This is a genomic window from Afipia broomeae ATCC 49717, assembly GCF_000314675.2.
GTDB classification, from domain to species: domain Bacteria; phylum Pseudomonadota; class Alphaproteobacteria; order Rhizobiales; family Xanthobacteraceae; genus Afipia; species Afipia broomeae.
The window spans coordinates 991,321-1,016,305 of record NZ_KB375282.1; the positions used below are offsets into that span (position 1 = coordinate 991,321).

The following is a 24,985-nucleotide window of genomic DNA, read 5'->3' on the forward strand; positions in this document are numbered from 1 at the left end:
CTATTCAGCCGCGTCCTTCAGCGCATGAGGTGCGGTATGAGCGGCCTGGACTGGCTCAATCGAGCTGTCGCCGTGCTGAACCAGCGGCTTGTTACCGGTGAGGCCCCGCAGCAGCACGTAGAACACCGGCGTGAAGAAGATGCCGAACGCCGTGACGCCGATCATGCCGGAGAACACCGCGATGCCCATGGCGTGACGCATCTCCGCGCCTGCGCCGACAGACGTCACCAGCGGCACCACACCCATGATGAAGGCGATGGACGTCATCAGGATCGGCCGCAACCGCAGACGGCTGGCCTCGATCGCCGCGGCGATCGGAGAGCGCCCGGCGAACTCAAGTTCGCGCGCGAACTCCACGATCAGAATCGCGTTCTTCGCCGACAACCCGACCAGAACGAACAGGCCGATCTGGGTGAAGATGTTGTTGTCGTTGCCGGTGATCCAGACCCCGAACATTGCGGCCAGCAGTGACATCGGAACGATCATGATGATCGCCAGCGGCAGCATCAGGCTTTCATACTGCGCAGCGAGCACCAGGAACACCAGCAGCATCACGATCGGGAAGATGTAGAGCGAGGTGTTGCCGGCGATGATCTCCTGATAGGTGAGGTCGGTCCACTCGAAGCCGATGCCCTTGGGCAGCGTCTCGTTGGCGATGCGTGCGACCGCGGCTTGGGCCTGGCCGGTGGAATAGCCCGGCGCGTTGTTGCCGTTGATGTCCGCCGCGAGGAAGCCGTTATAGCGCATCGCGCTTTCAGGACCGGCGGCGGATTGCAGCTTCAACAGCACCGACAGCGGAATCATTTCGCCGGTGGTCGAGCGGACCTTCAGCTGGCCGACATCTTCCGGCCTTGCGCGGAACTTGCCGTCGGCCTGCACGCGCACCGAGTAGACGCGGCCGAATTTGTTGAAGTCGTTGACGTAGTACGAGCCGAGGTAAACCTGCAGCGTCTCGAAGATGCTGGTGATCGGCACGTTGAGCTGACGCGCGCGGGTGCGGTCGATGTCCGCGTAAAGCTGCGGGACGTCGACCTTGTAGCTCGAGAACAACCCGGTCAGCTCCGGCGCCTGCATCGCTTTTGCGAGGAAGGCCTTTTTGGCTTCGTCCAGCGCCTCGTAGCCGAGGCCGACCTGATCTTCGAGCTGGAGCTTGAAGCCGCCGGTGGTGCCGAGGCCGTCGACCGGCGGCGGCGGCAGCATGGCCACGAAGGCATCCTGAATGACCGTGTACTTCTTGTTCAGTTCCGCAGCGATGGCGTTGGCGCTGAGCGACGGGTCCTTGCGTTCCCCGAAGGGCTTCAGCGTCGAGAACACGATGCCTGCGCTGGACGAGTTGGTGAAGCCGTTGATCGACAGGCCCGGGAAGGCTACGGCGCTTTCAACGCCGGGCTGCTGCATGGCGATCTCGGACATTCGCCGCATCACCTCTTCGGTGCGGTCGAGCGTCGCGCCTTCCTGCAACTGGGCGAAGCCGATCAGATACTGCTTGTCCTGCAACGGCACGAAACCGCCGGGGACGACCCTGAACAGGACCGCGGTAACGCCGATGAGCACCAGATAGACGACCATGACGGCAGCCTTGCGAGAGATCACCCGCTTGACGCCGCCGCTGTAGGAATCCGAAGCTTTCTGAAAGACGTTGTTGAACCGCCGGAAGAAACCGCCGAGGACCTTGTCCATGCCGCGGCTGAGCGCATCCTTCGGCTGATCGTGGCCCTTCAACAGAAGGGCTGCGAGTGCCGGCGACAGCGTCAGCGAGTTGATCGCGGAGATCACCGTCGAGATCGCGATGGTCATGGCGAACTGCTTGTAGAACTGGCCGGTGAGGCCGCTGATGAAGCCGAGCGGCACGAACACCGCCACCAGCACGAGCGCAATCGCGATGATCGGCCCCGACACCTCGTTCATGGCGCGATAGGTCGCATCGCGCGGCGACAATCCTTCCTCGATGTTGCGTTCGACGTTCTCGACCACGACGATGGCGTCGTCGACCACGATGCCGATGGCGAGCACCAGCCCGAACAGGCTCAGCGCGTTGATCGAATAGCCGAACAGCAGCAGCACCGCGAAGGTGCCGATGATCGAGACCGGCACCGAGATCAGGGGAATGATCGACGCGCGCCAGGTCTGCAGGAACAGGATGACGACCAGCACCACCAGCGCGATGGCTTCCAGCAGGGTGTGGATCACGGCTTCGATCGACGCGCGGATGAACCGCGTCGGATCGTAAGCGATGCGATAATCGACGCCCTCCGGCATGTTCTGCTTGATCTGCTTCATGACCGAGTGGACTTCGTCGGCGATCGCGAGCGCGTTGGCGCCGGGTGCCTGGAAGATGCCGATGCCGACTGCGGATTTGTTGTCGATCTGCGAACGCAGCGCATATTCGGACGCGCCAAGCTCGATCCGTGCGACGTCGCGCAGACGGGTGATTTCACCGTTCTGTCCGGTCTTGATGACGATATCGCCGAATTCCTGCTCGTCCTTGAGGCGGCCCTGCGCGTTGAGCGGCATCTGCAACGTGACGTCCGCGGAGTTCGGCGCGCCGCCGACGGTGCCGGCCGCGGCCTCGACGTTCTGGGCCTGGATTTCGCGGGTGATGTCACCGGGTGACAGACCGAGCTCGGCGACCTTTTGCGGGTCGAGCCAGACACGCATGGCGTAATCGCCCGCCCCCCAAATCTGGACCTGACCGACGCCGCGGATACGGGCGAGGCGGTCCTTCACATTGAGCACGCCGAAGTTGCGCAGGTAGGTGGTGTCGTAGCGGTCGTTCGGCGACAGCAGATGCACCACCAGCGTGATGTTCGGCGAGCTCTTCACCGTGGTGATGCCGAGCTGGCGCGTGACCGCCGGCAGTCGTGACTCCGCCTGCGAGACGCGGTTCTGAACCATCTGTTGCGCAAGGTCGGGATTGGTGCCGAGACGGAAGGTGACGTTGAGGGTCAGCACGCCGTCGGTGGTCGCCTGGCTGTTCATATAGAGCATGTTCTCGACGCCGTTGATCTGCTCTTCGAGCGGCGTCGCGACCGATTCAATGATGACCTTGGGGTTGGCGCCGGGATAGAGCGCGCGCACCGTCACGATGGGCGGCGCAACTTCCGGATATTCGGAGATCGGCAGCGCAGGCAGCGACAGCAAACCCGCAAGCAGGATCAGCGCCGACAGCACGCCGGCGAAAATCGGCCGGTCGATAAAAAATCTCGAGATATTCATGACGTCATCTCATTATTGGTTTTGTTGCAGTCGACTGTCTGATGCCGTCATTGCGAGGAGCGTAGCGACGTAGCAATCCAGCTTTTCTTTTCTCAGCGACGGATTGCTTCGCCTCGCTCGCAATGACGTTGTTGATGGGGAACGCTCTGCGTCAGTTCGCGTCCATCGCAATCACTTCGGGTGCGACAGGCGCGCCGGGGCGAATGCGCTGCATTCCCTTGACGACGATCTGCTCGCCCGGCTTCAGGCCGGCGGTGACCACGCGCAGGCCATCGACAGCGACGCCGAGCGAGACTTCGCGATACTCGGCCTTGTTCTCCTTGTTCACGACCATCACGTACTTCTTGTTCTGGTCGGTGCCGACGGCGCGCTCGTTGATCATCATGGCGCGTTCGGTCTTGGGCTGACCCATCTGCAGGCGGACGAATTGTCCCGGGATCAGGCGGCCATCCTTGTTGTCGAAGATGGCGCGGACCCGCACCGTGCCGCTGCGTGCATCGACCTGGTTGTCGATCAGCTGCATCTGGCCCTCGAACGGCAGGCCATTGCTGGTCGCGGTCCCCATCTTGACGGGGATGCGGCCGGTCTTCGATGCCGCATCGTCCTTGCCGAGCGCGTCGAGCGCACGCAGGACGACCTGCTCGTCGGCGTTGAAGCTGGCATAGATCGGCGAGGTCGAGACGATGGTGGTCAGCAGCGGCGAACCTGGACCGGCGGCGATCAGATTGCCGACGGTGATCTCGCGCTTGCCGACCCGGCCCGTGACGGGCGCGCGGACTTCGGTGTAGCCGAGGTTAAGCTGCGCGGTTTTGAGGGTGGCCTGTGCGGCCTTGAGGTTGGCTTCCGCCTCGCGATAGGCGTTGATGCGGTTATCCTGATCGCGCTGCGAAATGGTGTTGGAGCCGGTCAGTTGCTGTCCGCGCTCGTAATCGCTCTTGGTGAAGACGAGACGCGACTGCGCGGCGGCGACCTGAGCTTCCGCGCGGGCAACCTCGGCGGCATAGAGCGCCGGATCGATCACGACGAGAATGTCGTCCTTTTGAACCAGCGCGCCTTCGCGGAAACGGATTTCCTGGATGGCGCCCGCGACGCGCGAGCGGACTTCAACCTGCTCGACGGCTTCGAGGCGTCCGGAGAACTCGTCCCAGATCGCCGTTTCCCGTTCCTTGACGTCCGCGACCGAAACCGGAGTCGCCGGCGGTGGGGCCGCAGCATCCGCCTTGGCTCGGTTGTTCGAGGTGGTTGAGATCAGGGCTCCAGCGGCTGCCAGAATGACCAGACCAACGCTGGCTCCAATCAGGCTCGTTCTTTTTGAAAGGCTTTTCATTATCGACCCCACTTTTGCGCTTCGCGCCACAAGCGCAAATCGCTGTTATTTCAATGCGTTGCGGGGGATCGTCATGTGACGAGAGAATAAAGTTCCGATTTGCCCCGAGGTTGCAGTGCTTTATTGCTGCGCTGCAACTGTAACGCTCGATATAAATGGGCCTTGGACTTTCGCCGTCAAGGGACATATCTAACGAAAGGTACAAAATCAGAAAGGTTCTTATTGTGGCGATCGGACGACCCCGCGAATTCGACCTCGACCAGGCTCTGGAAAACGCGTTGCACGTGTTTTGGGAGAAGGGATACGAGGGCGCGTCGATGGCGGACCTGACCGAAGCTATGGGTATTACCAAACCGTCGCTCTATGCCGCATTCGGCAACAAGGAAGAACTTTTCCGCAAAGCGTTCGATTCTTATATCGATGGCCCGGCGGGCTACACCAAGCGTGCGCTGCTGCTGCCGACCGCGCGCGCAGTTGTGGAGAACTTGCTCTACAGCGAAGTGGATGCCGTGACCGATCCCGAATGTCCCGCAGGATGTCTCTCTATCAATGGCGCGTTGACCGGTGGTGATGCGGCTGAATCGATCAAGCAGGAGTTGCGCGTGCGCCGCAGCCAGTTCGAAAGCGATTTGCGCGCGCGATTCGAGCGCGCCAAATCCGAAGGCGATCTCCCCCACGCGGCGGACCCCGCGGCGCTGGCGCGCTACATCGCGACGATTTCGCAGGGGCTTGCGGTGCAGGCCGTCGGCGGAGCCAAACGCGACGAACTCAAGAAGATCGTCGAGATGGTTCTGATGACCTGGCCGCCGGTCGCGGCCTGAGCCTACCTAGATGAAAGCCTAGCCCCCGGCGGCGTCGCTTGCCTTCGCTGCCGCGAGGATGCGTTGTGCGCGAAGGCGCACCGGCGCATCGACCATCATGCCGTCGACCGACACTGCGCCATCTCCCGAATTCGCGATCTTCGTTGCCCAGTCGATGTCTTTTTGCGACGGCCGGAATCCCGCTAGCGTCGGCGCAATCTGCTTGGGATGAATGCAGAGCTTGCCGCCGAAACCCATCGATGCCGCATAACGCGCGTCGTCTTCCACCAGCGCCGGATCGTCGAACGACGGCGTCACGCCCTCGAGGGGCGGCAGCAATCCGGCTAGCCTCGAGGCCAGTACGATCTCCGCACGGGCCATCAGCAGTGCATCGCGCTCCATGCTGCAACCGACATCGGCGCTGAAGTCGATATAGCCGAACGCGAGCCGATCGGAATGCGCGGCGACCTCGCGGACGCCCGCGACGCCGTGCGCGGATTCGATCAGTGAAATCACCGGCAGATCGCCCAGCACGGCGCGCACGCTCTCCAGATGTCCGTCGGTTTCCGCTTTCGGCAGCATGATCCCGGCGATGCCGAGACCTTTCATCGCCACGACGTCCGCATTGTGCCAGCGGGTCCCGAACGCATTGACGCGGACAATGGAATTGGGCGGCAGGGACGCAGCAACCAGAGTCGCGCGCGCGGCGTCCTTCTCGTTTGCAGCGACAGCATCCTCAAGATCGATGATGATGCCGTCGGCGCCGGACGCGGCGGCCTTGAAATACCGGTCGGGCCGGGTGGCAGGAACGAACAAGGGCGCAAGAAAACCGATGCGCGCGAGGGCGGACGTCATTGCATCTCCGGCAGGCTGATGCGCGGCGCGGAGCGCGCCTGCGCATGATGAGCCTGTTTTAAGCTTGGACGGGATGCGGAGGCAACCGCGCTGCGCGGATATCCGCGTGCGCGATGGTTTCGGCGATGTTGTGGGCATGCCGCGCCAGATCCGGCGCGCCCATGAGTTCGCCGAAGGTACCGCGCGCCAGCGGACCTGCTACATACAGGTGCTCGGCGATCTCTCCGTCTCGTCCCATGGCGCGGCCCTGAAGATCGACATCGATGCCGAGACCAAGCGGATCGGGGCGGGCGAGGCCGTTGCTGCCGAGATGTTGGAGCAGCGGATTGCTCTCGAACACCGTGCCATGGGCCGGGCCGGTTGCGATCACGACGGCGTCGAACGATGCCGGCTCCCACGTCTGGCTGCGCCGCGCGCGTAGATCGACGGCGATGTCGTGCCCCGCGCTTTTGCCCGCACGCACCGACGCGGCCTGAATTGTCAGGGTGCCGTCCGCGATCCGCCGCACGATCACATCATCCACTTGAGGCGCGATCCGAAACCGAGAGGTGTCCCAGAACGGACGTAGATGGCGGATCAGCCGGGCACGTTCGCGCAGCGGCAGCGCATGCCAGATGTCGAAGCCTTGCAGCCGCAACTGATCGAGCACCGGATGCCATGACAATCCTTCGCGCGCGGCCTGCGCAATGGCGCGGCGGACATGCCGCAGCAACGAGAGCGTGGTGCGCGAAGGTTCGCTGGCGAAATCGCCGAACGGGTCGGTGAACTGTGCCGCGTGGGTTTGCGAGCGAAGGCCGCGCCGCGAGACTGCGGTGATCTTGCCGCGATGGCCCTGGCGATCGAGCGAGGCGACGATATCGGCCATGGTCAGTCCGGTGCCGACAATCAGCACGCGATCATTCGGCGCGATGCTGCGCAGCGCGTCCGTCTGCCACGGGTTGGCGACAAATCGCGGATAATGGCGCAGCGACGCGATCGACGACGGCACTTGGGGCGGCGTGTGACACACGGCGAGCACCACGGCATCGGCGTGAATGTCATTGCCGTTCTCGCACGGGACACGGTAGCCACTCTCAAGTTGAACGACAGCGCGGGCTTTTGTCTTGTGGTGCGTGACCGCGTCGCCGAGTTCACGGATATGGGCGTTGACATAATCGCCAAAGGCCGCGCGTGTCGGGAACAGGTGCACATCGGCGATTACCGACTTGGGATCGCGCGCGGGATATCCCGCTGCGATCAGCCATTGTTCGAAATGGCCTTCCTCATCGAAGTCGAGGTTCATTTTCAGCGCCGGCACATTGATCCGGTGCGCCGGATCGCTGCTGTCGTAGGCGAGGCCGCGGCCGATCTCATCGCGCGGCTCGATGATGATGATGTCGTGGCGGTGGGGCGCGGTGCGGTGCAGATGCCACGCCAGCACAGCGCCGGAAAACCCGCCGCCGATAATGACGACACGCGGCTTCTCGCCGGTGGATGACGGGGCACGCTGGATCATACCCGCATCAAGACCGAATGATGCGCCCGGCGTCCAGAGCCTGAAAGCATCGCTGCCCGTCATTTTCGATGCCCATGCGTTGCATTCGGGGGACCGCTCGCCGTATTGTGCGCCATCCTGTATATGACCATGATCCGGCCGGAAACGGTTTCCGTTTTTCCGGATCGTGCTCGAATAATTCGCCCCCAGATGGAGCAGACGTGGCAGCAATTTCCATGCGTATCGGAACGCGCAAAAGTACCATGGCGCTTGCGCAGACCGAGGAAATCGCACGCCAGCTCACCGCTGCTGCGCGGGATCTGGACGTCGAGATTGTCAAGTTCGAGACGCGCGGCGATCAGGATCAGACCGGTTTGCTGCTGCCGCACGGAGGCAAGGGCGGCGCATTCGTCGCCGAAATTCGCGAGGCCGTGATCGCCGGAAAGCTGCACGCGGCGATGCATTCGCTCAAGGACATGCCGGGCAACGAAGATACGCCGGGCCTTGTGATCGGCGCGACGCTGTCGCGCGATCCGCCGACCGATGCGTTGGTGCTGCGCGCGGGCGTCACGTTCGACGAGCTGAAGCGTACCAAAGGCAAGGGCTTCAAGCTCGGCACCAATGCCGTGCGGCGTGCGGCCTACGCGCGGCGGCTGTTTCCCGAGATCGAAGTGATTCATTTCCGCGGCGCGGCCGATACGCGGGTGCGAAAGCTCGACAACGGCGAAATGCAAAAGCTCGCGGACGGCGGCGAAGTCGGCCCGGCCGATGCGCTGATCATGGCGCGTTCCGGACTGGAACGTGTCGGGCTTGCAGGCCGCATCGCGCACGAATTCACCGCGCTTGAAATGCTGCCGGCCGCAGGGCAGGGCATCGTTGCAGTCGAATGTGCAGCGAACGACTGGCGGACGCGGCAATATCTCGCGCTGATCGACGATCCCGCCGCGCATCTGTCCGCCGATGCCGAGCGCGAAGTGCTCTGGGTGCTCAACGGCCACTGCAATTCGCCGATCGCCGGTTTCTCAACGATCAACGGCCGCGAGATGTCGCTGACTGCGTCGGTGCTCGATTTGGAGGGCGATCAGTTGCTTGAGGCAACCCGCACCGGACCTGCGGACAAACCGCGCGAGCTTGGCCGCGCGGTGGCATTCGATCTGCTGGCGCAGGGCGCGGCGGCGATCATCGAGCGATCGCGGCCTGTCTAGCCTTTATAATCCCGCACGCGCTTGAGCATCTGCTCGACATGCGCGATGGGCGTTTCCGGCTGGATGCCGTGGCCAAGATTGAAGATGTATCGGCCGCTGGCGTAATTCGCCAGCGCATCGTCGACCGCGCGGTCAAGGGCCGCGCCGCCTGCGATCAAGACCAGCGGATCGAGATTGCCCTGCACGGCGACGTGGTTCTGCACCCGCTCGCGGATCAGCGACGGGTCCGCCGTCCAGTCGATGCTGACGCCGTCGACAGCGGTGCGCCCGACATACATCGGCAGTTGCGCGCCTGCGCCGCGCGGAAAGCCGATGATCTTCGCATTCGGCGCCTTTGCGCGCACGCCTTCGACGATCCGCCGCGTCGGCTCAACCGACCAGCGCTGGAATTCGCGCGGCGGCAGCACGCCGGCCCATGTGTCGAAGATCTGCAGCGCGTCGGCACCGGCTTTGAGCTGTCCCAGCAGATACTGGATTGAGTTTTCCACCAGCACGTCGATGATTTTCGCAAACGCATCGGGCGCGCGATAGGCCAGCATCCGCGCAGGGGCCTGATCCGGCGTCCCTTGGCCCGCGACCATGTAGGTCGCGACCGTCCACGGCGCGCCGCAGAAACCGATCAGCGCGATTTTCGGATCGAGTTCGGCGCGGACCCGGCGCAGCGCCTCATAGACGGGTTCGAGCTTGGTGAAGTCGGCGGTTGTCGCCAGCGTCGAGATCTTCTCCGGCGTGTCGAGCGGGTCGAGGCGGGGGCCTTCGCCGGCCTCAAAGCGCACCGAGCGTCCCAGCGCATGCGGGATCACCAGAATGTCGGAGAAGATGATCGCGGCATCGAAACCGAAGCGCCGGATCGGCTGCAGCGTCACCTCGGCGGCCCATTCGGGATTGAAGCAGAGGTCGAGAAAACTGCCAGCCGTGGCGCGCAGTTCGCGATACTCGGGCAGGTAACGGCCGGCCTGCCGCATCATCCAGACCGGCGGCACGGCCCGGCGGCTTCCGGCGAGAACGTCGAGGAATGGTTTAGCGGGCTGCGGCTTGTTCAAGCGGAAATTCCGTTGCGGGATAATGGAGTTATCGCCGCCCTGATACACGCTGTCTCAGCGTTTGACCACCAGTTGACGGTCCGGTTCATCCTGATACGTTCCTTTTCAGAACGGAAGACATGGCAGCCTTGCCCGCCCGAACCATTGTCGTGCCGCGCGCACCTAATGTAACGGTGTAAACTGATCAGCCCGCTTGCAGAAGCGATGCAATGAACGTCGGATTGAAGACACCAGGAGAGGGAACACATGAAAACGGCAATTACGGAACTGTTCGGCATCCAGCATCCGATCATTCAGGGCGGCATGCACTACGTTGGCTTCGCGGAGCTCGCGGCGGCGGTGTCCAACGCCGGCGGCCTTGGCATTATCACCGGCCTGACGCAGAAGACGCCGGAGTTGCTGGCGAAGGAAATCGCCAAGTGCAAGGACATGACCGACAAGCCGTTCGGCGTGAACCTCACCTTCCTGCCGACGTTTTCGGCCCCTCCGTATCCCGAATATATCGCGGCCATCAAGGAAGCCGGCATCAAGGCGGTCGAGACTGCCGGCCGTAGCCCCGAGCAGTACATGCCCGCACTGAAGGCTGCCGGCATCAAGGTGATCCACAAGTGCACTTCGGTCCGTCACTCGCTGAAGGCTGAAGCGATTGGCTGTGACGCGGTGAGCGTCGACGGTTTCGAATGCGGCGGTCATCCCGGCGAAGACGACATGCCGAACATGATCCTGCTGCCGCGCGCGGAAGAAGAACTGACGATTCCGTTCGTCGCCTCCGGCGGCATGGCCGACGCGCGCAGCCTTGTCGCGGCGCTGGCGATGGGCGCGCAGGGCATGAACATGGGCACCCGCTTCATCGCCACCAAGGAAGCCCCGGTGCATGACAACGTGAAGCAGGCGCTGCTCAAGGCGACCGAATTCGACACCCGGCTTGTGATGCGCAACCTGCGCAATACCGAGCGCGTTCTCACCAACAAGGGCGTCGAAAAGCTGATCCAGATCGAGCAGGAAAAGGGCAAGAGCATCAAGATCGAGGATATTCTCGAGGAAGTCGCGGGCGTTTATCCGAAGGTCATGATCGACGGGAACATGGACGCCGGTGCATGGAGCTGCGGCATGATGGTCGGACTGATCCACGACATCCCGACGGTCAAGGAACTGATCGATCGCATCATGGCGGATGCCGAATACCTCATCCGCAAGCGCCTCGTCGGATTCCTCGATGGCAATTACGTTGCCGCTACGCCGCGCAAGAAGGTGGCGTAAAGGAGCACGTCATTCCGGGGCGCGAGCAGTTGCGAGCGAGCCCGGAATCTCGAAGTGATTTCCGATGAACCTCTGGATTCCGGATCAGCCCGCTGCGTGGGCTGTCCGGAATGACATCGGATAGACCCTATCCCAGCCCATACGCCTCGCGCATCTCGTCGATGGCTTGAAGCTTGGCGTGAAACACCGACCAGTCGTCATTGTCTGCGATCGGCTTCCAGATCGCTTCGACTTCTTCGATCAGCATGGAACATGCGACCGGCCTGCTGAAGAAGGCCTGATTGAGATCGACGCCCTCGCGCGGAACGAAGTCTTTCAATGCGTCGCGGACGGCAGCGAACGCCGGATTTACATAGTGATCCTTCGACGGGCTATTCGCCGCGCGCTCGGCCCTCTTGAGGCCGCCAAACCAGTCGAAGAAGGTCTGCTCGAATGGGGCTTTCGTCTCCGACAGGAATATCCAGAGTGCGCGCACCAGTTCATTGTCGCTCACGGCATCGCGCGGCTGGACGCCGAGCCGTCTTAGCATCGCATCGGTGAACTCCTGGCGGATGGCCGGTTCAAACACCCCCAGCGCTTTTTCAAGACTTGGCTGATCCGCAAGGCCCAGCAGGCATTCCGCCAGCCGCGTGACGTTCCAGAACAGCGCATCGGGCTGTCGGCCGTAGGCATAAAGCCCGGTCTCGTCGAAATACGCAGCGGTGAATGCAGGTTCCAGAAATGGAAGAAACCGCCACGGACCGTAGTCGAAACTCTCGCCGGTGACATTGATGTTGTCGGTGTTGAGCACGCCGTGGACGAATCCGGCGGCCATCCATTGCGCGCCGACCCGCGCGACGCGGCGGCAGACCTCTTCGAGAAATGCGATGGCGCGCGCCGCTACATCGTCGCGCCACACCTCGGGCATGTAAGTCCTGATCGTGTAGTCCAGCAGCTTCTGGATATTTTCTGTGCTGCGGAGAAACGCCTGGCGCTGGAATGAGCCGATCCGGATGTGCGAGTGGCTCAGCCGCACCATCACGGAGGATCGCGTCGGCGATGGCTCGTCGCCGCGCACCAGCGCCTCGCCGGTCTCGATCAGGCTGAAGGTTTTCGAGGTATCGACGCCGAGCGCTTCCAGCATCGCGGTCGCCAGCACCTCGCGCACGCCGCCCTTGAGTGTCAGGCGCCCGTCTGCGGTGCGCGACCACGGCGTCTTGCCGCTGCCCTTGGTGGCGAGATCGAGCAGGCGGCCCCTGTCGTCGTACAGTTGCGCGAACAGGAAGCCACGCCCGTCACCGAGTTCCGGATTGTAGGTTCGGAATTGGTGGCCGTGGTAGCGCAGCGCCAGCGGCTCCTTGAAATTTTCCGCCAATGGCTGGAATCGCCCGAAATGCGCGATCCATTCCTCGTCGCTGAGCATGTCGAGCCCGACGGTTTTCGCCGCGCGCTGATTACGATAGCGCAGGATGTGATCGGGAAATTCAGCCGCCGCGACGACATCGTAGAACTCGGGACCGAGCGCGGCATGGCTGGTCGATGCGCGGTAATGGGGTGAGACAGGCATTCAGGACTCGGGTAATTTATTCGGCGGGAAGATACAGCATAACGGACCACGCAGCGTTCGGGTTCAAAAAGAAAGTCGAACATGACCGACCGGCAGCAGAAAGATCCGCGCGCGAGCAAGGAGCTCTCCCGTCACATTCTGCCCACCTCCGCGACGATGATCGGCGTTTGCGTGACGCTGGTCGGCCTTGTCAAGGTCGTGGAAAGCAGAAGCGGACCGAGCCATGTCGACGAGTATGCCGCGCTCGCCGCGATTCTGTTTCTCGTCAGCGCGGCGGCGTCCTATCTTTCCATCCGCTATGCGGGTCGGAGCGGCGCAAGCGAGCGTTATGAGCGCATCGCGGACGTCCTGTTCCTGGCCGGCCTGCTCGGCATCACCGTTATCGCAGTGTTGTTCGCTTACGAAGCGGTCTGAGGACGAACGGCTAGAACGGCAGATGACCGGTCTTGAACCAGGTCATGGCGAGGAATCCGATCACCAGTCCGACGATGACTCCGAGCGCGACTTTCATGGCACAAACCTTCCTTTGATTGCGTGTTGCGAGGAGGCTTGCGCCATCGTCTCGCGTTAATGAATCTCCGCGGCCTTGGCCAGCGCTTCCTTGAGTTTCTCCACGGTGAAACCGGGATCGCGGGCGATGCCGAGGATCGGCTCCTCGCGGCGTTCGCACAATCTCGCCGCATCCGGAAGTTTCGCTGCAACATTGGCCGGAATCACGACCGCACCATGACGATCTGCATGAATGAGATCGTCCGAGCTCACCGTCATGCCAGCGACGGACACTGTTTCACCGAAGCTTGCGAGATGAACGAAAGCATGTGAAGGGCCGATGCTGCCGGCCAGTGCCTGGAATCCCGGCGCCCACGCCGGAATGTCGCGGATCGATCCATCGGTGACAACGCCGAGGCAGCCGAGCGCCTTGTGGACCGAGCTATTGACCTCGCCCCAGAACGCGCCGAAGCCGATATTCGCGCCGTCGAGATCCTGAATGACGCTGATGCGCGGGCCATGACCGGTCCCGCAGTATTCGTAATAGGCGACGCGCTGGGCGCGCTGATCCGCGGCCGACAGCTTTGACGCCGAAGTAGCCCGGATTGTTGCGGTGCGGGCATAGCCGACCATCGGCGGCAGGTCCGGGAACGGGCAAACCAGCGGCTTGGTGGTGAAACCGATCAGGCGGCGTTCGGGCGCGACGACCTCAAGCGCGTTGCAGATCGTGGGCGTGTCCCAGCGCGCCAGCGTTTCGAGAAGGGATGCGGGGTGGGGCGCTGACTGGGTCACGGGTTGATCTCCTGTTGTTATTTCTGCTGATCCGAACGATGCGGCGCGGCGCGAGTTTGCCTGCGCAAATTGCAGGCGGCAAGTGCGCGGCTCGCGGCCTTCCCGGCTTGCGGGAAGCGGCGAAACAAGGCGATGATGGGCGGCTTGCCTCGCGCTGAACGAAAATCAACAAACTCAGGGGATGAAATGGCGACCAACAAGAAGAAGCTGCTGATCGTGGAAACCATGTCGCCCGGGGGCTGGGCCCTGTTTCGGGAACGCAGCGACATTGAGGCCATCGAGTTTCCAAACACGATCTCCGCGCCGGATTTCAATGAAATGCTGCGGCAGCATGCGCCGGTCAACGGCGTGGCGCTCGGCGGCACCGGTTTCGGCGCCAACGAGATCGCGTCTTCCGGGGAGATGATGGTGGTGGCGCGGATCGGCGTCGGCTACGACGCGGTGGATGTGAAAGCTCTGAGCGGCAAGAAAATTCCCCTGATGACCACCGGCATCGCGAATTCGCCGTCGGTCGCCGAATGCGCGCTGTTCATGATGCTGTGGCTGGCGAAGCGTTCCACCGAACTCGACCACATCGTCAAGAGCGGCAACTGGACCAAGCGCCTCGGCGCGATCCCGTATGACCTGCTCGGCAAGACCGCGCTGGTGGTCGGTTTCGGCCGCATCGGGACGCGGACGGTCAAACGGCTGGTGGCGATGGAGATGAACGTCCTGGTCTACGACCCGTTCAAGTCCGCAGCCGAAGTCGAGGCGGCGGGCGCGGAATATGTGACCGATCTCAACACGGCGCTGCCGCGCGCCGATTTTGTCTCGATCCACTGTCCGAAATCGCCGGAAACCGTCAATATGTTCGGCACGGCGCAGTTGCAATTGATGAAGCCGACGGCCTATCTCATCAACACTGCGCGCGGCGGCATCGTGGATGAGGACGCGCTTCATGCGGCGCTCACCTCGGGCAAGATCGCAGGCGCAGGCATTGACGTGTTCGCGCAGGAGCCGCCGCGACCGGATCATCCGCTGTTCAAGCTCGACAACGTCATCACCGCTCCGCATCTGGCGGGCGTGACCCGCGAAGCGCTCGATCGCATGGGCCTGCAAACTGCGAAGAACATTCTCAGCGCGCTCGACGGCAAACCGATCCGCGAGAATGTCATCAATCAGGACGTGCTGAGCTAGGGAACTGATCGCTTCCAGCGGTTCATCGGTTTCCGGGTGGCTTGATATTCCGTGGTTCGTCATTGCGATGTGCGCCAGCGACGAAGCAATCCATTCTTCTCACGGTGGATTGCTTCGCTTCGCCCGCAATGACGGAAAGGGATGAGCCTATGCCGCTGCAAAACCGCGTGTCGCCGTTCGGTGATATCGTTGCGACCGCGCATCGGGGCCGCTTCACCGGCAATCGCGGCATCATCCACGATCCGGCGACCAGGACGCTGCTGAACCGGCGCTGGTCGTCAAAGGCATGGATCACCTGCGTCTGCGACTTTCGCGGACGCCGGCGCAAGGTGATGGGCGGACGAAGCTGGACCGAGCTGTTCTTTCTCGATGAAGCGACATCTTTCGCCGCGGGGCATCGCCCATGCTTCTACTGCCGCCGGGATGACGCGACGGCGTTTCGTGACGCGTGGGCCAAGGGCAATGGCCGCGCAAAACCATATGCGACCGAGATGGACGCCGTGCTTCATGGCGAGCGGCTCGATGGCCGTCAGAAACGGCTGCATCCGTTGCACATCGCCGCGCTCAAGCTGCCGAGCGGAACGACGGTGACGAGCGGCGGCGAGAGCTACATGATCGTAAACGGCGAGGCATGGCGCTGGTCGTTTGCGGGCTACAGCCGCGCGTCGGCAAGTCTCGCCGATGCCAGGCTCCTGACACCGCCGTCGATCGTCAATGCGCTGCGCGAGGGTTATCCTGTGCAGATCGGGCTTTAGGCTGCTTTCGCGATCCGGTCCATGCGGCCCGCGACGGCGCGAATCTTTCCGGGAGATGCGAGCCAGATCGCGGCGGAAGACAAAGCGCTCACGGCGATGCCGATGACGAAGGCCAGCGTGTAATCGCCGTAGATGTCGTGCAGGATTCCGGTCACCCATGGGCCTGCTGCACCGCCGGCCAGCGCGGTGAAGCCGATGGTGCCGAAGATCGTTCCAAAGTGCTTGCCCTGGAAGATCTCGGCGACCACCGCGCCCATGATCGAGGTGAAGCCGTAGCCGAGCGCGCCCTGCGCCACGACCATGACGTAAACCAGCAGCAGCGTCGGCGTGTATTGCAGCGCGATCAGCATCGCGAAACAGATCGCAAAGCCGAACGACGAAATCGTCCAGATCCATTCGCGGCCGATGCGGTCGGAGAGATAGCCGAGCGCGATCTGCCCCGGAATGCCGATCAGGCTGACCATGCCCAGCGCCCATGCGGCTGAGGTGGAGCTGAATCCGATTTCGACCAGATATTTGGTCTGATGAACCTGAACGGCGTACCAGACATAGAGACCGCAAAAGTAACCAAGCGAAATCCACCAGAAGCGCGCGGTGCGCACAGCGAGGCCGAGCGTCCAGTCCGTCGCGGCCCATGCCGGATCGACGATGTTCGATGGAGGTGCGACGGTCGTGGCGGTCGGCGCTGCGTCTCCGTCCGGCCGAAGTCCGATATCCTCGGGGCGCTTGTGCAACAGCAGATTGAGCGGGATCAGCGCGACCAGCACCAGAATGCCCATCGCCCAGCTCGCCGCGCGCCAGCCGCTCCTGTCGATCAGGAACTGCACCCACGGCAGGATAATGATCGAGCCGATGCCGACGCCTGCGAAGGCGAGGCCCACCGCGAGGCCGCGGCGCTTGACGAACCAGTTCGGCAGAAACAGCGACTGGCCAGAGTAACCAAGGCAAATGCTGCCCGCGCCGACGAGACATCCGATGGTGATATAAAGATGCCAGGGCTGTGTCGTCAGCGGTGCGAGAAGCAGCCCGGCTCCCATCAGCACGACGCCAAGCTCCATCACCGTGCGCGGGCCGGAGCGGTCCATCAGCTTGCCCATCAAGGGGCTGAGCAGCGCGGAGACCAGAAAGCCAACAGAGAAGGCGCCCGCCGTGATGCCGCGATCCCAGCCGAACTCGTCGACGATCGGCGAGAAGAACAGCGAGAACGAGGTGCGGGCGTTCACGCCGATGCCCATGGTGATGAAGGTTACGGCGACAATGATCCAGCCGTAATAGAAGGGCAGGCGGCGCATGCAGGACTTCCGGGCACAGGCGAGTCAGAGACATTGGAGTATGAGCGGAGAACGGCGGCGCGTCATGACGCGCTGCAACGGAATCGAACTGCATGATGCCCGGCTGACGGCCGCGATCAAATTACCTGTAAGGTAAGAGGAAAGCTTCAGCTTTCGCCGCCAACCAGTCCCACCGCCCACAACGCAAACGCGTAAACAATTGCGATTTCATCGAGCCGGTTGAAGCGGCCGGACGCGCCGCCGTGACCTGCGCCCATGTTGGTGCGCAACAGCACCGGCCCGCCGCCCGTCATCACGGGGCGGAGCCGCGCGATCCATTTCGCCGGCTCCCAGTAAGTGACGCGCGGATCGGCGAGGCCGCCCATCGCCAGAATCGCGGGGTACTCTTTCGCCGCGACGTTATCATACGGCGAATACGACAGGATGGTCTTGAAATCAGCCGCACTTTCAATCGGGTTGCCCCACTCGGGCCATTCCGGCGGCGTCAGGGGCAGCGTGTCGTCGAGCATGGTGTTCAGTACATCCACAAACGGGACTTCTGCGACGATGCCCGCGAACAGTTCGCCCGAACGGTTCGCGACCGCGCCCATCAGCATGCCGCCGGCGCTGCCGCCGTGGCCGACGATCTTTTTCGCCGAGGTGTATTTCGCGTCGATCAGCGCGCAGGCTGCGGCGGCGAAATCGTCGAAGGTGTTGGTCTTCTTCTCGCGCTTGCCGTCGAGATACCAGCCCCAGCCCTTGTCCGCGCCGCCGCGGATATGCGCGATGGCGTACACAAAGCCGCGGTCGACCAATGACAGCCGGTTGGCCGAGAACGATGCCGGCATCGAGCTGCCGTAGGAGCCGTAGCCATACAGCAGCAGCGGCGCAATGCCGTCGCGCTTGAGGTCCTTGCGATGAACGATCGAGACCGGCACCTGCGCGCCATCATGGGACGTCGCCATGATGCGGGTGGTGACGTAGTCGGCTGGGTTGTGGCCGGAGGGAATTTCCTGGCGCTTGCGCAGGGTGCGCGCGCGGCTGACCATATCGTAGTCGAACACTTCCGACGGCGTGGTCATCGACGAATAGGAGAACCGGATCTGCGTAGTGTCGAACTCGTAGCCGCCGATGGTGCCGAGCGAATAGGCCGCCTCGTCGAAGGCGATGGCATGTTCCTGCAAGGTCGCGAGATCCCGGATGACGATGGAGGGCAGCGCATTGGTTCGCTCGATCCGCACCAGATGGCCGGAATACAGTTCGACATCGATGATGTAGGTGCCGGGACGATGCGGGATCAGGTCGCGCCAGTTCTTGCGCGCGGGCGATGCCAGCGGCGCGGTGACGATCTTGAAGTCGATGGCCTCATCCGCATTGGTCAGGATGAAAAGCTGATCGCCGCGGTCGGCAATCGAATACTGCACGCCTTCCTCGCGCTTCGCGATCAGGCGCGGCGGGGCCTCGGGTGCGCTCAGATCGATCAGCCGCTGTTCGGACGTTTCATGATCGCCGCCCGCGATCACGCAGAAACGGCCGCTAGCGCTTTCATGGATATGCGTGAACCAGCCGGAATCCTGTTCCTCATAAACCAGGGTGTCCTCCGCCTGCGAGGTGCCGAGAACATGACGATAGACCTGCATCGGGCGGTGGTTGTCGTCGAGCTTGACATAGAAGAACGACTTCGAGTCCGCCGCCCAGACCATGCCGCCGTCGGTTTCCTCGACAACGTCGGCGGAATCCGTGGCCGTTTCCCAGTCGCGCACGCGGATAGTGAAGTATTCCGAGCCGCGAACGTCCGCGCTCCATGCTTCCAGCTTGTGATCGGGCGAGTGACGCGCGCCGCCGAACCGGAAATATTCGGTCTGCTTGGCCAGTTCATCGCCGTCGATGATGAAACGGGCTTCGCCGCTGCCATCGCGCGCGGTTCGGCCGATCTGCTCGTGTTGACCGCCTTCATTGTACTTCTGGAAATAGGCGAACGGCCCGTCGGGCGAGGGAACGCTGGAATCGTCCTCCTTGATGCGGCCGCGCATTTCCGCGACCAGCTTCTTCTGCAACGGTTCGGTGTGGCCCATCACCGTGTCGGCGTAGGCATTCTCGGCTTCGAGATAGGCGCGGATGTCCGGCTTGAGCACCGACGGATCGCGCAGGACTTCCTGCCAGTTGTCGTCCTTCAGCCACGCATAGTCGTCGGTCACGGTGATGCCGTGATGCGTGAAACTGTGGGGGCGGCGCGGCGCGACGGGAGGAGCGGCAACTTTTGAAGTCATGCGGTACGGGCTTTCAATCGACGGAAAATTCCGGGTCGTCCCCGCGAAAGCGAGGACCCATACTCCCTGTCGCGGAATATTATGCGGGATGTATGACGTGTCTTCTTGAGGGTCTAGGGGTTATGGGTCCCCGCTTTCGCGGGGACGACGATAAATCATGCAATGTGAGGCATTATCAGGAGTCTGCCCTCGACTCCGTCGCAACGCCTGCCAGCAAGAGCACGGTATGCAGCAGCACGTTTGCGCCAGCAGTGCAGTCGGCCTGCGTCGCATCCTCCAGTTCGTTGTGGCTGACACCGTCCTTGCAGGGCACGAAGATCATCGCTGCCGGAACCACGGCTGCGAGGTTGCAGGCGTCGTGTCCCGCGCCGGACGTGATGCGGCGGTGGCTGTAGCCCATCTCTTTGGTTGCGGTTTCGACAGCATCGACCAGTTTTGTGTCGAACACCGTCGGCTCCTTGCGCCAGATCTGCTCGACCGTGATCTTGACGTTGCGGCGTGCGATGATTTCCGCGACCGCGCGTTGCAACGCGTCGTGCAACTGGTCCAGCGTGGCTGACTCTGAACTGCGAATATCCACGGTGAAGGTGAGGTCGCCGGGAATGACATTGCGCGAGGGATTGTCAATCCTGATTTCGCCGATGGTGCCGACCGCATTCGGCCCGAGATCGCGCGCGATCCTTTCCACCGCAAGCACGACTTCGGAGAACGCTGCAAGTGCATCCTTGCGCAGCGGCATCGGGGTGGTCCCGGCGTGGCTGGCGAAACCGGCGATCGAACCATTGTACCACATGATGCCCTGGCCGCGATCGACCACGCCGATGGTCTTGTTCTCGGCTTCCAGCAGCGGGCCCTGCTCGATGTGCAGTTCGACGAAGGCGCTGAACTTCTGCTTTCCGACCGCATCTGCGCCGCGATAGCCGATGGTGTCGAGTGCTTCCGCCACCGTGATGCCGTCGGCGTCCTTGCGGCCCAGAATATCGTCGGTGGTGTAGTCGCCGGCGTAAGCCGCGGACGCCATCATCGCCGGCGCGTAGCGCGAGCCTTCTTCGTTGGTCCAGTTGCACACGCAGACGGGATACTCGGTTTCGATCCCGGCGTCGTTTATGGCGCGGACGACTTCGAGCGCGGCGAGGGTGCCGAGGATGCCGTCGTACTTGCCGCCGGTGGGCTGGGTGTCGAGATGGGAGCCGATGCCGATCGGCGGCTTCGACATGTCGCGGCCGGGCCGGATCGCAAACATGGTGCCGAGTGCATCGACACTGACTTCGCAGCCGGCGGCTTCGCAGGCGGTGCGGAACCAGTCGCGCACCTGCTTGTCCTCGGGCCCGAGCGTCAGCCGCTTGACGCCGCCCTTGGGCGTTGCGCCGAATTTCGCGGTTTCGTGAATGTCGCCCCAAAGGCGCGCGGAATCTATCTGAAGATTGGATCTGGCTTTTGTCATGATGGACCGATACCGCAGGTTCGCGCCGGAAACATCTCCTGAAAAGGAGGGTCAGGTGTGCCGATGGACGTGCTTTTTGCGCGCGCCCGAAGTCTTGACGCCGGCTTCGGTGGGGATCATCACCACGCGGCCGTAGCGCACGCCGCGCTCGGCGATGACATGGTCCGCCAGATGCTGCACATCTGCTGTCCGGCCCTTGAGCGCGGTAATCTCCATGCAGTTATCGTTATCCAGATGCACGTGAAGCGTCGCCAGCGACAGGTCGTGATGGTCATGGAAATTGTTGACAAGGCGGCTGGAGAGATCGCGCGCGGCATGATCGTAGACATAGACCAGCGCGGCGACGCAATCGCCGCCGCTTTTTCCGGCATCCTGCGCCGCCTGCTGCATGCCGGCGCGGGCGAAATCCCGGATCGCCTCGGAGCGGTTCTGGTAGCCGTGCTCCTCGATCATGCGATCCAGTTCGGCCATGAGATCGTCGTCGAGGGTGATGGTCACGCGCTGCATTGAGAGGGCTCCGTTCCGGCCGCGGCTGATGGTTCCCTGAGCATAACCGATCCATCCGGACTGTTGGGCTGATTTGATGCGTTCAAAACCGGCAGATTTCCCGATGGGTACGGGCAGGGCTTGTTCATTCACAACTCGCCGTTTCGCAGGGCGAACGCAAGGCCGCCGTGAGACGGGAATATTTGGGACCTAATGACGCATCTGCCGGATGCGTCGCAATAACTGCGTCCCGCACGCGTCTCCTTGCTTTTCTTTCGCGCCGATTTCAGGGATCATCGTGTCATAAAAATAGAACAAGACAGGTTCGGACATCGTCACGAACCGCCAAGGGGAGAGATGTTCAATGGCCTATCGATCCGGATTCAAAAGCGTTTTCGCGGCGGCTGCGCTGGCCGTGCTGTCCAGTGTTGCAGTGGCGCAGGATTATCCCACCAAACCGATTACGCTGATCGTGCCGTGGCCCGCAGGCGGCTCGACCGATATCTCGATGCGCGCGATCGCCGAAAGCGCGTCCAAGGTGCTCGGCCAGCCGATCGTCGTGGACAACAAGGCGGGCGGCGGCGGCACCGTCGGGCCGGCAACCATGGCGGCGACGGCGAAGCCCGACGGCTACACGATTTCGCAGATACCGATCACGGTGTTTCGTCTGCCGCTGATGCAGGACGTGTCCTGGAACGCCGACAAGGATTTCACCTACATTGTACACCTGACGGGGTACACCTTCGGCGTGACCACGAACGCGGACTCGCAGTTCAAGACCTGGAAGGACGTGGTCGACTTCGCCAAGGCAAATCCCGGCAAGGTGACCTATGCGACGCCGGGCGCGGGCACCTCGCTGCATATCGGCATGGAGCAGATCGCGGCCAGGGCCGGCATCAAGCTCACGCAGGTGCCGTTCAAGGGCGGCGCCGAAACCAACGCCGCCGTGCTCGGCAATCACACCATGCTTCAGGCGGACTCCACCGGATGGCGGCCGCTGGTCGATGCCGGCAAGCTGCGCCTGCTGATGGTGTGGACCTCGAAGCGCTCGCCGAACTTCCCGGACGCGCCGACCCTCAACGAACTCGGCTATTCGATGGTGTATGACTCGCCGTTTGGCATCGCCGGCCCGAAAGGCATGGACCCCAAGATCGTTGCCAAACTTCACGACGCCTTCAAGAAGGCGATCGAGGACCCGGCGGTGATCGCGACGCTGGCGAAGTTCGACATGGTGGCGAACTACAAGAACACCGAGGACTACAAGAAATTCGTCGCCGAGGTCACCGAGTCTGAGCGCAAGGTCATCGATACCCTGGGGCTGGCGAAGAAAACCAACTGAGTGGGCTTTTCGCAAAGAACGTCATCCTGAGGTGCGAGCCGCGTTTGCGGCGAGCCTCGAAGGATGAGTGCGATATCCGCCGTCGCCCTTCGAGGGTTACGCTTCGCTCCGCCACCTCAGGGTGACGGCGAGATCACATCAGGGACATGAAAGAACAGTCCATGAGCAATGATGCTAGCGCGAAATTCAGACTGAACAATTCCGAACTGTGGGGCGGGCTCGTCGGCCTTGCCCTCGGCATCTTCGTGATCTGGGCCGGCCAGAAGCTCAAGATCGGTAGCATCAATGATCCGGGCTCAGGTTTCGTGCTGTTCTACACGGGCATCCTGATGTGCCTGTTCGCAGGCACGATCATCCTCGCGGCGATCACTGAAGGCGGCCCGAGTGTTGCGTCGCTTTGGGCCGGAACGCGCTGGACCAAGCCGGTGGTCGTCATTGCGTGCCTCGCGGGATTTTCCTTCCTGCTTCAGCCGCTCGGCTTTCTGCTGGCGTCGATTCCGCTGCTGTTGCTGCTGCTGCGGGTGATTGATCCGGTGCGCTGGACGCTGGCGATCCCGCTTGCGGTGCTGGCGCCGATCGGCGTCTGGTGGGTGCTGAAACGTGCGCTGCTCATCCAGTTGCCTGCGGGCATGTTCAACATCGGCTGATCGGGCAGGCTCATGGATGTTCTCGTCAACGTCTCGCACGGTCTCGGCGTCGCTCTTCAGCCGGTCAACCTGCTGTACTGTTTCATCGGCGTGTTCATCGGCACGCTGGTCGGCGTGCTGCCGGGCATCGGCCCGATCTCGGCGATGTCGCTGCTGCTGCCGGTGACACTGTCGGGCACCCCGGAGTCCGGCATCATCATGATGGCGGGCATCTACTACGGATCGATGTATGGCGGCTCGACCACGTCGATCCTTGTCAACATTCCGGGCGAGGCGGCATCGGTCGTCACCTGTCTCGACGGTCATCAGATGGCGAAGCAGGGGCGTGCAGGACCTGCACTCGGCATCTCCGCCCTCGGTTCGTTCATTGCAGGCACCTTCTCGCTGATCGCGCTGATGCTGATCGCTCCGTCGCTGGCGAACGTGGCGGTTGCGTTCGGGCCGGCGGAATATTTCAGCCTGATGGTGCTCGGCCTCGTGGTGCTGACGTTCCTGACCCAGGGCTCGATGGCAAAGGCGCTGCTGATGGCCTGCATCGGCGTCGTGCTCGGACTGATCGGCCTCGACAGCATCACCGCGCAGCCGCGGCTGACATTCGGCCGTCTCGAACTGATCGACGGCATCGGCCTGGTGCCGGTGGTGATGGGCCTGTTTGGCGTCGCCGAAGTGCTCATCAACATCGAGCAGGTGATCAAGCGCGATGTAATCGAAGCCAAGATCACGCAGCTTCTGCCCAACAAGGACGACTGGAAGGCCAGCGCCGGCCCCGTCGGACGCGGCACCTTGCTCGGATTCTTTCTCGGCATTCTGCCGGGCGGCGGCGCGGTGGTGGCGTCCTTTGCGTCCTATGCATTGGAGAAGCGGCTGTCGAAGACGCCGGAACGTTTCGGCAAGGGCGCCATCGAAGGTGTCGCGGGGCCGGAAGCGGCCAACAACGCAGCCGCGGGCGGTGCCTTCATTCCGTTGATGACGCTCGGCATTCCGCCGAATGTCGTGATGGCGTTGCTGCTCGGTGCGTTCGTCATTCACGGCCTTCAGCCGGGGCCGCTGATGATCACGCAGAATCCCGGATTGTTCTGGGGCATCATCGCCAGCATGTATATCGGCAACATCATGTTGCTGATTTTGAACCTGCCGCTGATCGGCATGTGGGTACAGCTCTTGAAGCTGCCCTACAACGTGCTGTTCCCGCTGATCCTGCTCTTCACCATCGTCGGCGTCTACTGCAGCAGCAACAATGTCTTCGATGTCTACGTCATGGTCGGGTTCGGCGTGATCGGCTACCTGATGCGCAAGTTCGGCTACGAGCCGGCGCCGCTGGTGCTCGCCTTCGTGCTCGGGCCGCTGCTCGAGAACAATCTGCGCAAGTCGCTGATTTTGTCGCAGGGCGACTTGATGACTTTCGTGCAGCGCCCGATCTCCGCGATCTGTCTCGTGATCGCCGCGATCCTGCTGATCGGGCCGCTGCTGCCGTCCCTGCGCAAAAAGCGTGAGCTGGTCGCGTTGGACGAGGGGGCCTGACAAGGGAACTTTTGCGACGTTTGGGCGTCATCATGGTTGCGGTACGGGGACCGTTTCCAGCCATGATTG

Annotated in this window: 20 protein-coding genes; 9 read left to right on the forward strand and 11 right to left on the reverse strand. The window is 62.7% G+C overall.

The features are described 5' to 3' along the window. Positions 1 to 3,216 (reverse strand): efflux RND transporter permease subunit, encoded by a 3,216-nt coding sequence (locus HMPREF9695_RS04640; RefSeq protein ID WP_006019650.1) that lies wholly within the window; start codon positions 3,214 to 3,216, stop codon positions 1 to 3. 151 nt (positions 3,217 to 3,367) lie between these two features. Beyond that, positions 3,368 to 4,543 carry an efflux RND transporter periplasmic adaptor subunit gene (locus HMPREF9695_RS04645; RefSeq protein WP_006019651.1) on the reverse strand — a complete coding sequence of 392 codons (1,176 nt, stop codon included), beginning with the start codon at positions 4,541 to 4,543 and terminating at the stop codon, positions 3,368 to 3,370. Between the two features lie 224 nt (positions 4,544 to 4,767). Here HMPREF9695_RS04645 and HMPREF9695_RS04650 point away from each other — a divergent pair, with 224 nt between their 5' ends. Further along, a complete protein-coding gene (locus HMPREF9695_RS04650; RefSeq protein WP_006019652.1) occupies positions 4,768 to 5,364 on the forward strand; it encodes a TetR/AcrR family transcriptional regulator in 597 nt (198 codons plus the stop codon). Between the two features lie 18 nt (positions 5,365 to 5,382). Here the strand turns inward: HMPREF9695_RS04650 and HMPREF9695_RS04655 are convergent, their stop codons facing one another. Both HMPREF9695_RS04655 and HMPREF9695_RS04660 read right to left on the reverse strand, forming a co-directional pair. Then, positions 5,383 to 6,198, reverse strand: a complete 816-nt coding sequence (locus HMPREF9695_RS04655; protein ID WP_006019653.1) for an HpcH/HpaI aldolase/citrate lyase family protein — start codon at positions 6,196 to 6,198, stop codon at positions 5,383 to 5,385. Positions 6,199 to 6,256: 58 nt separating this feature from the next. After that, positions 6,257 to 7,756 (reverse strand): FAD/NAD(P)-binding protein, encoded by a 1,500-nt coding sequence (locus HMPREF9695_RS04660; protein ID WP_006019654.1) that lies wholly within the window; start codon positions 7,754 to 7,756, stop codon positions 6,257 to 6,259. 152 nt (positions 7,757 to 7,908) lie between these two features. On the opposite strand from HMPREF9695_RS04660, the gene hemC reads away from it, so the two are divergent. Then, on the forward strand, positions 7,909 to 8,877 hold the full coding sequence (hemC, locus tag HMPREF9695_RS04665; RefSeq protein ID WP_041711288.1) for a hydroxymethylbilane synthase: 969 nt from the start codon (positions 7,909 to 7,911) through the stop codon (positions 8,875 to 8,877). On the opposite strand, the gene hemE is transcribed toward hemC, so the two are convergent. Then, a complete protein-coding gene (gene hemE, locus HMPREF9695_RS04670) occupies positions 8,874 to 9,920 on the reverse strand; it encodes a uroporphyrinogen decarboxylase (protein WP_041711292.1) in 1,047 nt (348 codons plus the stop codon). The two genes, hemC and hemE, sit on opposite strands and share 4 nt — an antisense overlap. Positions 9,921 to 10,166: 246 nt before the next feature. On the opposite strand from hemE, the gene HMPREF9695_RS04675 reads away from it, so the two are divergent. After that, positions 10,167 to 11,180 carry an NAD(P)H-dependent flavin oxidoreductase gene (locus tag HMPREF9695_RS04675; RefSeq protein WP_006019657.1) on the forward strand — a complete coding sequence of 338 codons (1,014 nt, stop codon included), beginning with the start codon at positions 10,167 to 10,169 and terminating at the stop codon, positions 11,178 to 11,180. A gap of 127 nt (positions 11,181 to 11,307) precedes the next feature. On the opposite strand, the gene HMPREF9695_RS04680 is transcribed toward HMPREF9695_RS04675, so the two are convergent. Next, complete coding sequence (locus HMPREF9695_RS04680) at positions 11,308 to 12,726, reverse strand: protein adenylyltransferase SelO (RefSeq protein ID WP_006019658.1); 1,419 nt, start codon at positions 12,724 to 12,726, stop codon at positions 11,308 to 11,310. Between the two features lie 81 nt (positions 12,727 to 12,807). Between HMPREF9695_RS04680 and HMPREF9695_RS04685 the strand changes: the two genes are divergently transcribed. Beyond that, a complete protein-coding gene (locus HMPREF9695_RS04685) occupies positions 12,808 to 13,140 on the forward strand; it encodes a hypothetical protein (protein WP_006019659.1) in 333 nt (110 codons plus the stop codon). 153 nt (positions 13,141 to 13,293) lie between these two features. On the opposite strand, the gene HMPREF9695_RS04690 is transcribed toward HMPREF9695_RS04685, so the two are convergent. Beyond that, a complete protein-coding gene (locus HMPREF9695_RS04690; protein ID WP_006019660.1) occupies positions 13,294 to 14,007 on the reverse strand; it encodes an RraA family protein in 714 nt (237 codons plus the stop codon). 186 nt (positions 14,008 to 14,193) lie between these two features. Between HMPREF9695_RS04690 and HMPREF9695_RS04695 the strand changes: the two genes are divergently transcribed. After that, positions 14,194 to 15,183, forward strand: a complete 990-nt coding sequence (locus tag HMPREF9695_RS04695; protein WP_006019661.1) for a hydroxyacid dehydrogenase — start codon at positions 14,194 to 14,196, stop codon at positions 15,181 to 15,183. Between the two features lie 149 nt (positions 15,184 to 15,332). Then, a complete protein-coding gene (locus HMPREF9695_RS04700; protein ID WP_006019662.1) occupies positions 15,333 to 15,938 on the forward strand; it encodes a hypothetical protein in 606 nt (201 codons plus the stop codon). On the opposite strand, the gene HMPREF9695_RS04705 is transcribed toward HMPREF9695_RS04700, so the two are convergent. From HMPREF9695_RS04705 to nikR, 4 genes are all read right to left on the reverse strand, one after another. Next, the gene (locus HMPREF9695_RS04705) at positions 15,935 to 17,230 is read right to left on the reverse strand and encodes an MFS transporter (RefSeq protein ID WP_006019663.1); all 1,296 of its coding nucleotides are present in this window, start codon (positions 17,228 to 17,230) and stop codon (positions 15,935 to 15,937) included. The genes HMPREF9695_RS04700 and HMPREF9695_RS04705 overlap by 4 nt on opposite strands. Positions 17,231 to 17,376: 146 nt before the next feature. After that, complete coding sequence (locus tag HMPREF9695_RS04710) at positions 17,377 to 19,479, reverse strand: S9 family peptidase (protein ID WP_006019664.1); 2,103 nt, start codon at positions 19,477 to 19,479, stop codon at positions 17,377 to 17,379. Positions 19,480 to 19,654: 175 nt separating this feature from the next. Continuing rightward, positions 19,655 to 20,923: a Zn-dependent hydrolase gene (locus HMPREF9695_RS04715; protein ID WP_006019665.1), complete on the reverse strand. Its 1,269-nt coding sequence runs from the start codon at positions 20,921 to 20,923 to the stop codon at positions 19,655 to 19,657. Between the two features lie 51 nt (positions 20,924 to 20,974). Then, the gene (nikR, locus tag HMPREF9695_RS04720; protein WP_006019666.1) at positions 20,975 to 21,430 is read right to left on the reverse strand and encodes a nickel-responsive transcriptional regulator NikR; all 456 of its coding nucleotides are present in this window, start codon (positions 21,428 to 21,430) and stop codon (positions 20,975 to 20,977) included. 343 nt (positions 21,431 to 21,773) lie between these two features. On the opposite strand from nikR, the gene HMPREF9695_RS04725 reads away from it, so the two are divergent. The 3 genes from HMPREF9695_RS04725 to HMPREF9695_RS04735 all read left to right on the forward strand — a co-directional run bounded on the left by HMPREF9695_RS04725 (position 21,774) and on the right by HMPREF9695_RS04735 (position 24,916). Continuing rightward, on the forward strand, positions 21,774 to 22,748 hold the full coding sequence (locus tag HMPREF9695_RS04725; RefSeq protein ID WP_006019667.1) for a tripartite tricarboxylate transporter substrate binding protein: 975 nt from the start codon (positions 21,774 to 21,776) through the stop codon (positions 22,746 to 22,748). Positions 22,749 to 22,909: 161 nt separating this feature from the next. Beyond that, the gene (locus HMPREF9695_RS04730; protein WP_041711884.1) at positions 22,910 to 23,395 is read left to right on the forward strand and encodes a tripartite tricarboxylate transporter TctB family protein; all 486 of its coding nucleotides are present in this window, start codon (positions 22,910 to 22,912) and stop codon (positions 23,393 to 23,395) included. Positions 23,396 to 23,407: 12 nt separating this feature from the next. Next, positions 23,408 to 24,916 carry a tripartite tricarboxylate transporter permease gene (locus tag HMPREF9695_RS04735; protein WP_006019669.1) on the forward strand — a complete coding sequence of 503 codons (1,509 nt, stop codon included), beginning with the start codon at positions 23,408 to 23,410 and terminating at the stop codon, positions 24,914 to 24,916. The last annotated feature ends 69 nt before the right edge of the window (positions 24,917 to 24,985 follow it).

Bases quoted from the DNA above. Each gene is read 5' to 3' on its own strand.
- HMPREF9695_RS04640 (WP_006019650.1), bottom strand. From the start codon at position 3,216: ATGAATATCTCGAGATTTTTTATCGACCGGCCGATTTTCGCCGGCGTG.
- HMPREF9695_RS04645 (WP_006019651.1), bottom strand. From the start codon at position 4,543: ATGAAAAGCCTTTCAAAAAGAACGAGCCTGATTGGAGCCAGCGTTGGT.
- HMPREF9695_RS04655 (WP_006019653.1), bottom strand. From the start codon at position 6,198: ATGACGTCCGCCCTCGCGCGCATCGGTTTTCTTGCGCCCTTGTTCGTT.
- HMPREF9695_RS04660 (WP_006019654.1), bottom strand. From the start codon at position 7,756: ATGACGGGCAGCGATGCTTTCAGGCTCTGGACGCCGGGCGCATCATTC.
- hemC (WP_041711288.1), top strand. From the start codon at position 7,909: ATGCGTATCGGAACGCGCAAAAGTACCATGGCGCTTGCGCAGACCGAG.
- HMPREF9695_RS04675 (WP_006019657.1), top strand. From the start codon at position 10,167: ATGAAAACGGCAATTACGGAACTGTTCGGCATCCAGCATCCGATCATT.
- HMPREF9695_RS04680 (WP_006019658.1), bottom strand. From the start codon at position 12,726: ATGCCTGTCTCACCCCATTACCGCGCATCGACCAGCCATGCCGCGCTC.
- HMPREF9695_RS04685 (WP_006019659.1), top strand. From the start codon at position 12,808: ATGACCGACCGGCAGCAGAAAGATCCGCGCGCGAGCAAGGAGCTCTCC.
- HMPREF9695_RS04695 (WP_006019661.1), top strand. From the start codon at position 14,194: ATGGCGACCAACAAGAAGAAGCTGCTGATCGTGGAAACCATGTCGCCC.
- HMPREF9695_RS04700 (WP_006019662.1), top strand. From the start codon at position 15,333: ATGCCGCTGCAAAACCGCGTGTCGCCGTTCGGTGATATCGTTGCGACC.
- HMPREF9695_RS04705 (WP_006019663.1), bottom strand. From the start codon at position 17,230: ATGCGCCGCCTGCCCTTCTATTACGGCTGGATCATTGTCGCCGTAACC.
- HMPREF9695_RS04710 (WP_006019664.1), bottom strand. From the start codon at position 19,479: ATGACTTCAAAAGTTGCCGCTCCTCCCGTCGCGCCGCGCCGCCCCCAC.
- HMPREF9695_RS04715 (WP_006019665.1), bottom strand. From the start codon at position 20,923: ATGACAAAAGCCAGATCCAATCTTCAGATAGATTCCGCGCGCCTTTGG.
- nikR (WP_006019666.1), bottom strand. From the start codon at position 21,430: ATGCAGCGCGTGACCATCACCCTCGACGACGATCTCATGGCCGAACTG.
- HMPREF9695_RS04725 (WP_006019667.1), top strand. From the start codon at position 21,774: ATGGCCTATCGATCCGGATTCAAAAGCGTTTTCGCGGCGGCTGCGCTG.
- HMPREF9695_RS04730 (WP_041711884.1), top strand. From the start codon at position 22,910: ATGAGCAATGATGCTAGCGCGAAATTCAGACTGAACAATTCCGAACTG.
- HMPREF9695_RS04735 (WP_006019669.1), top strand. From the start codon at position 23,408: ATGGATGTTCTCGTCAACGTCTCGCACGGTCTCGGCGTCGCTCTTCAG.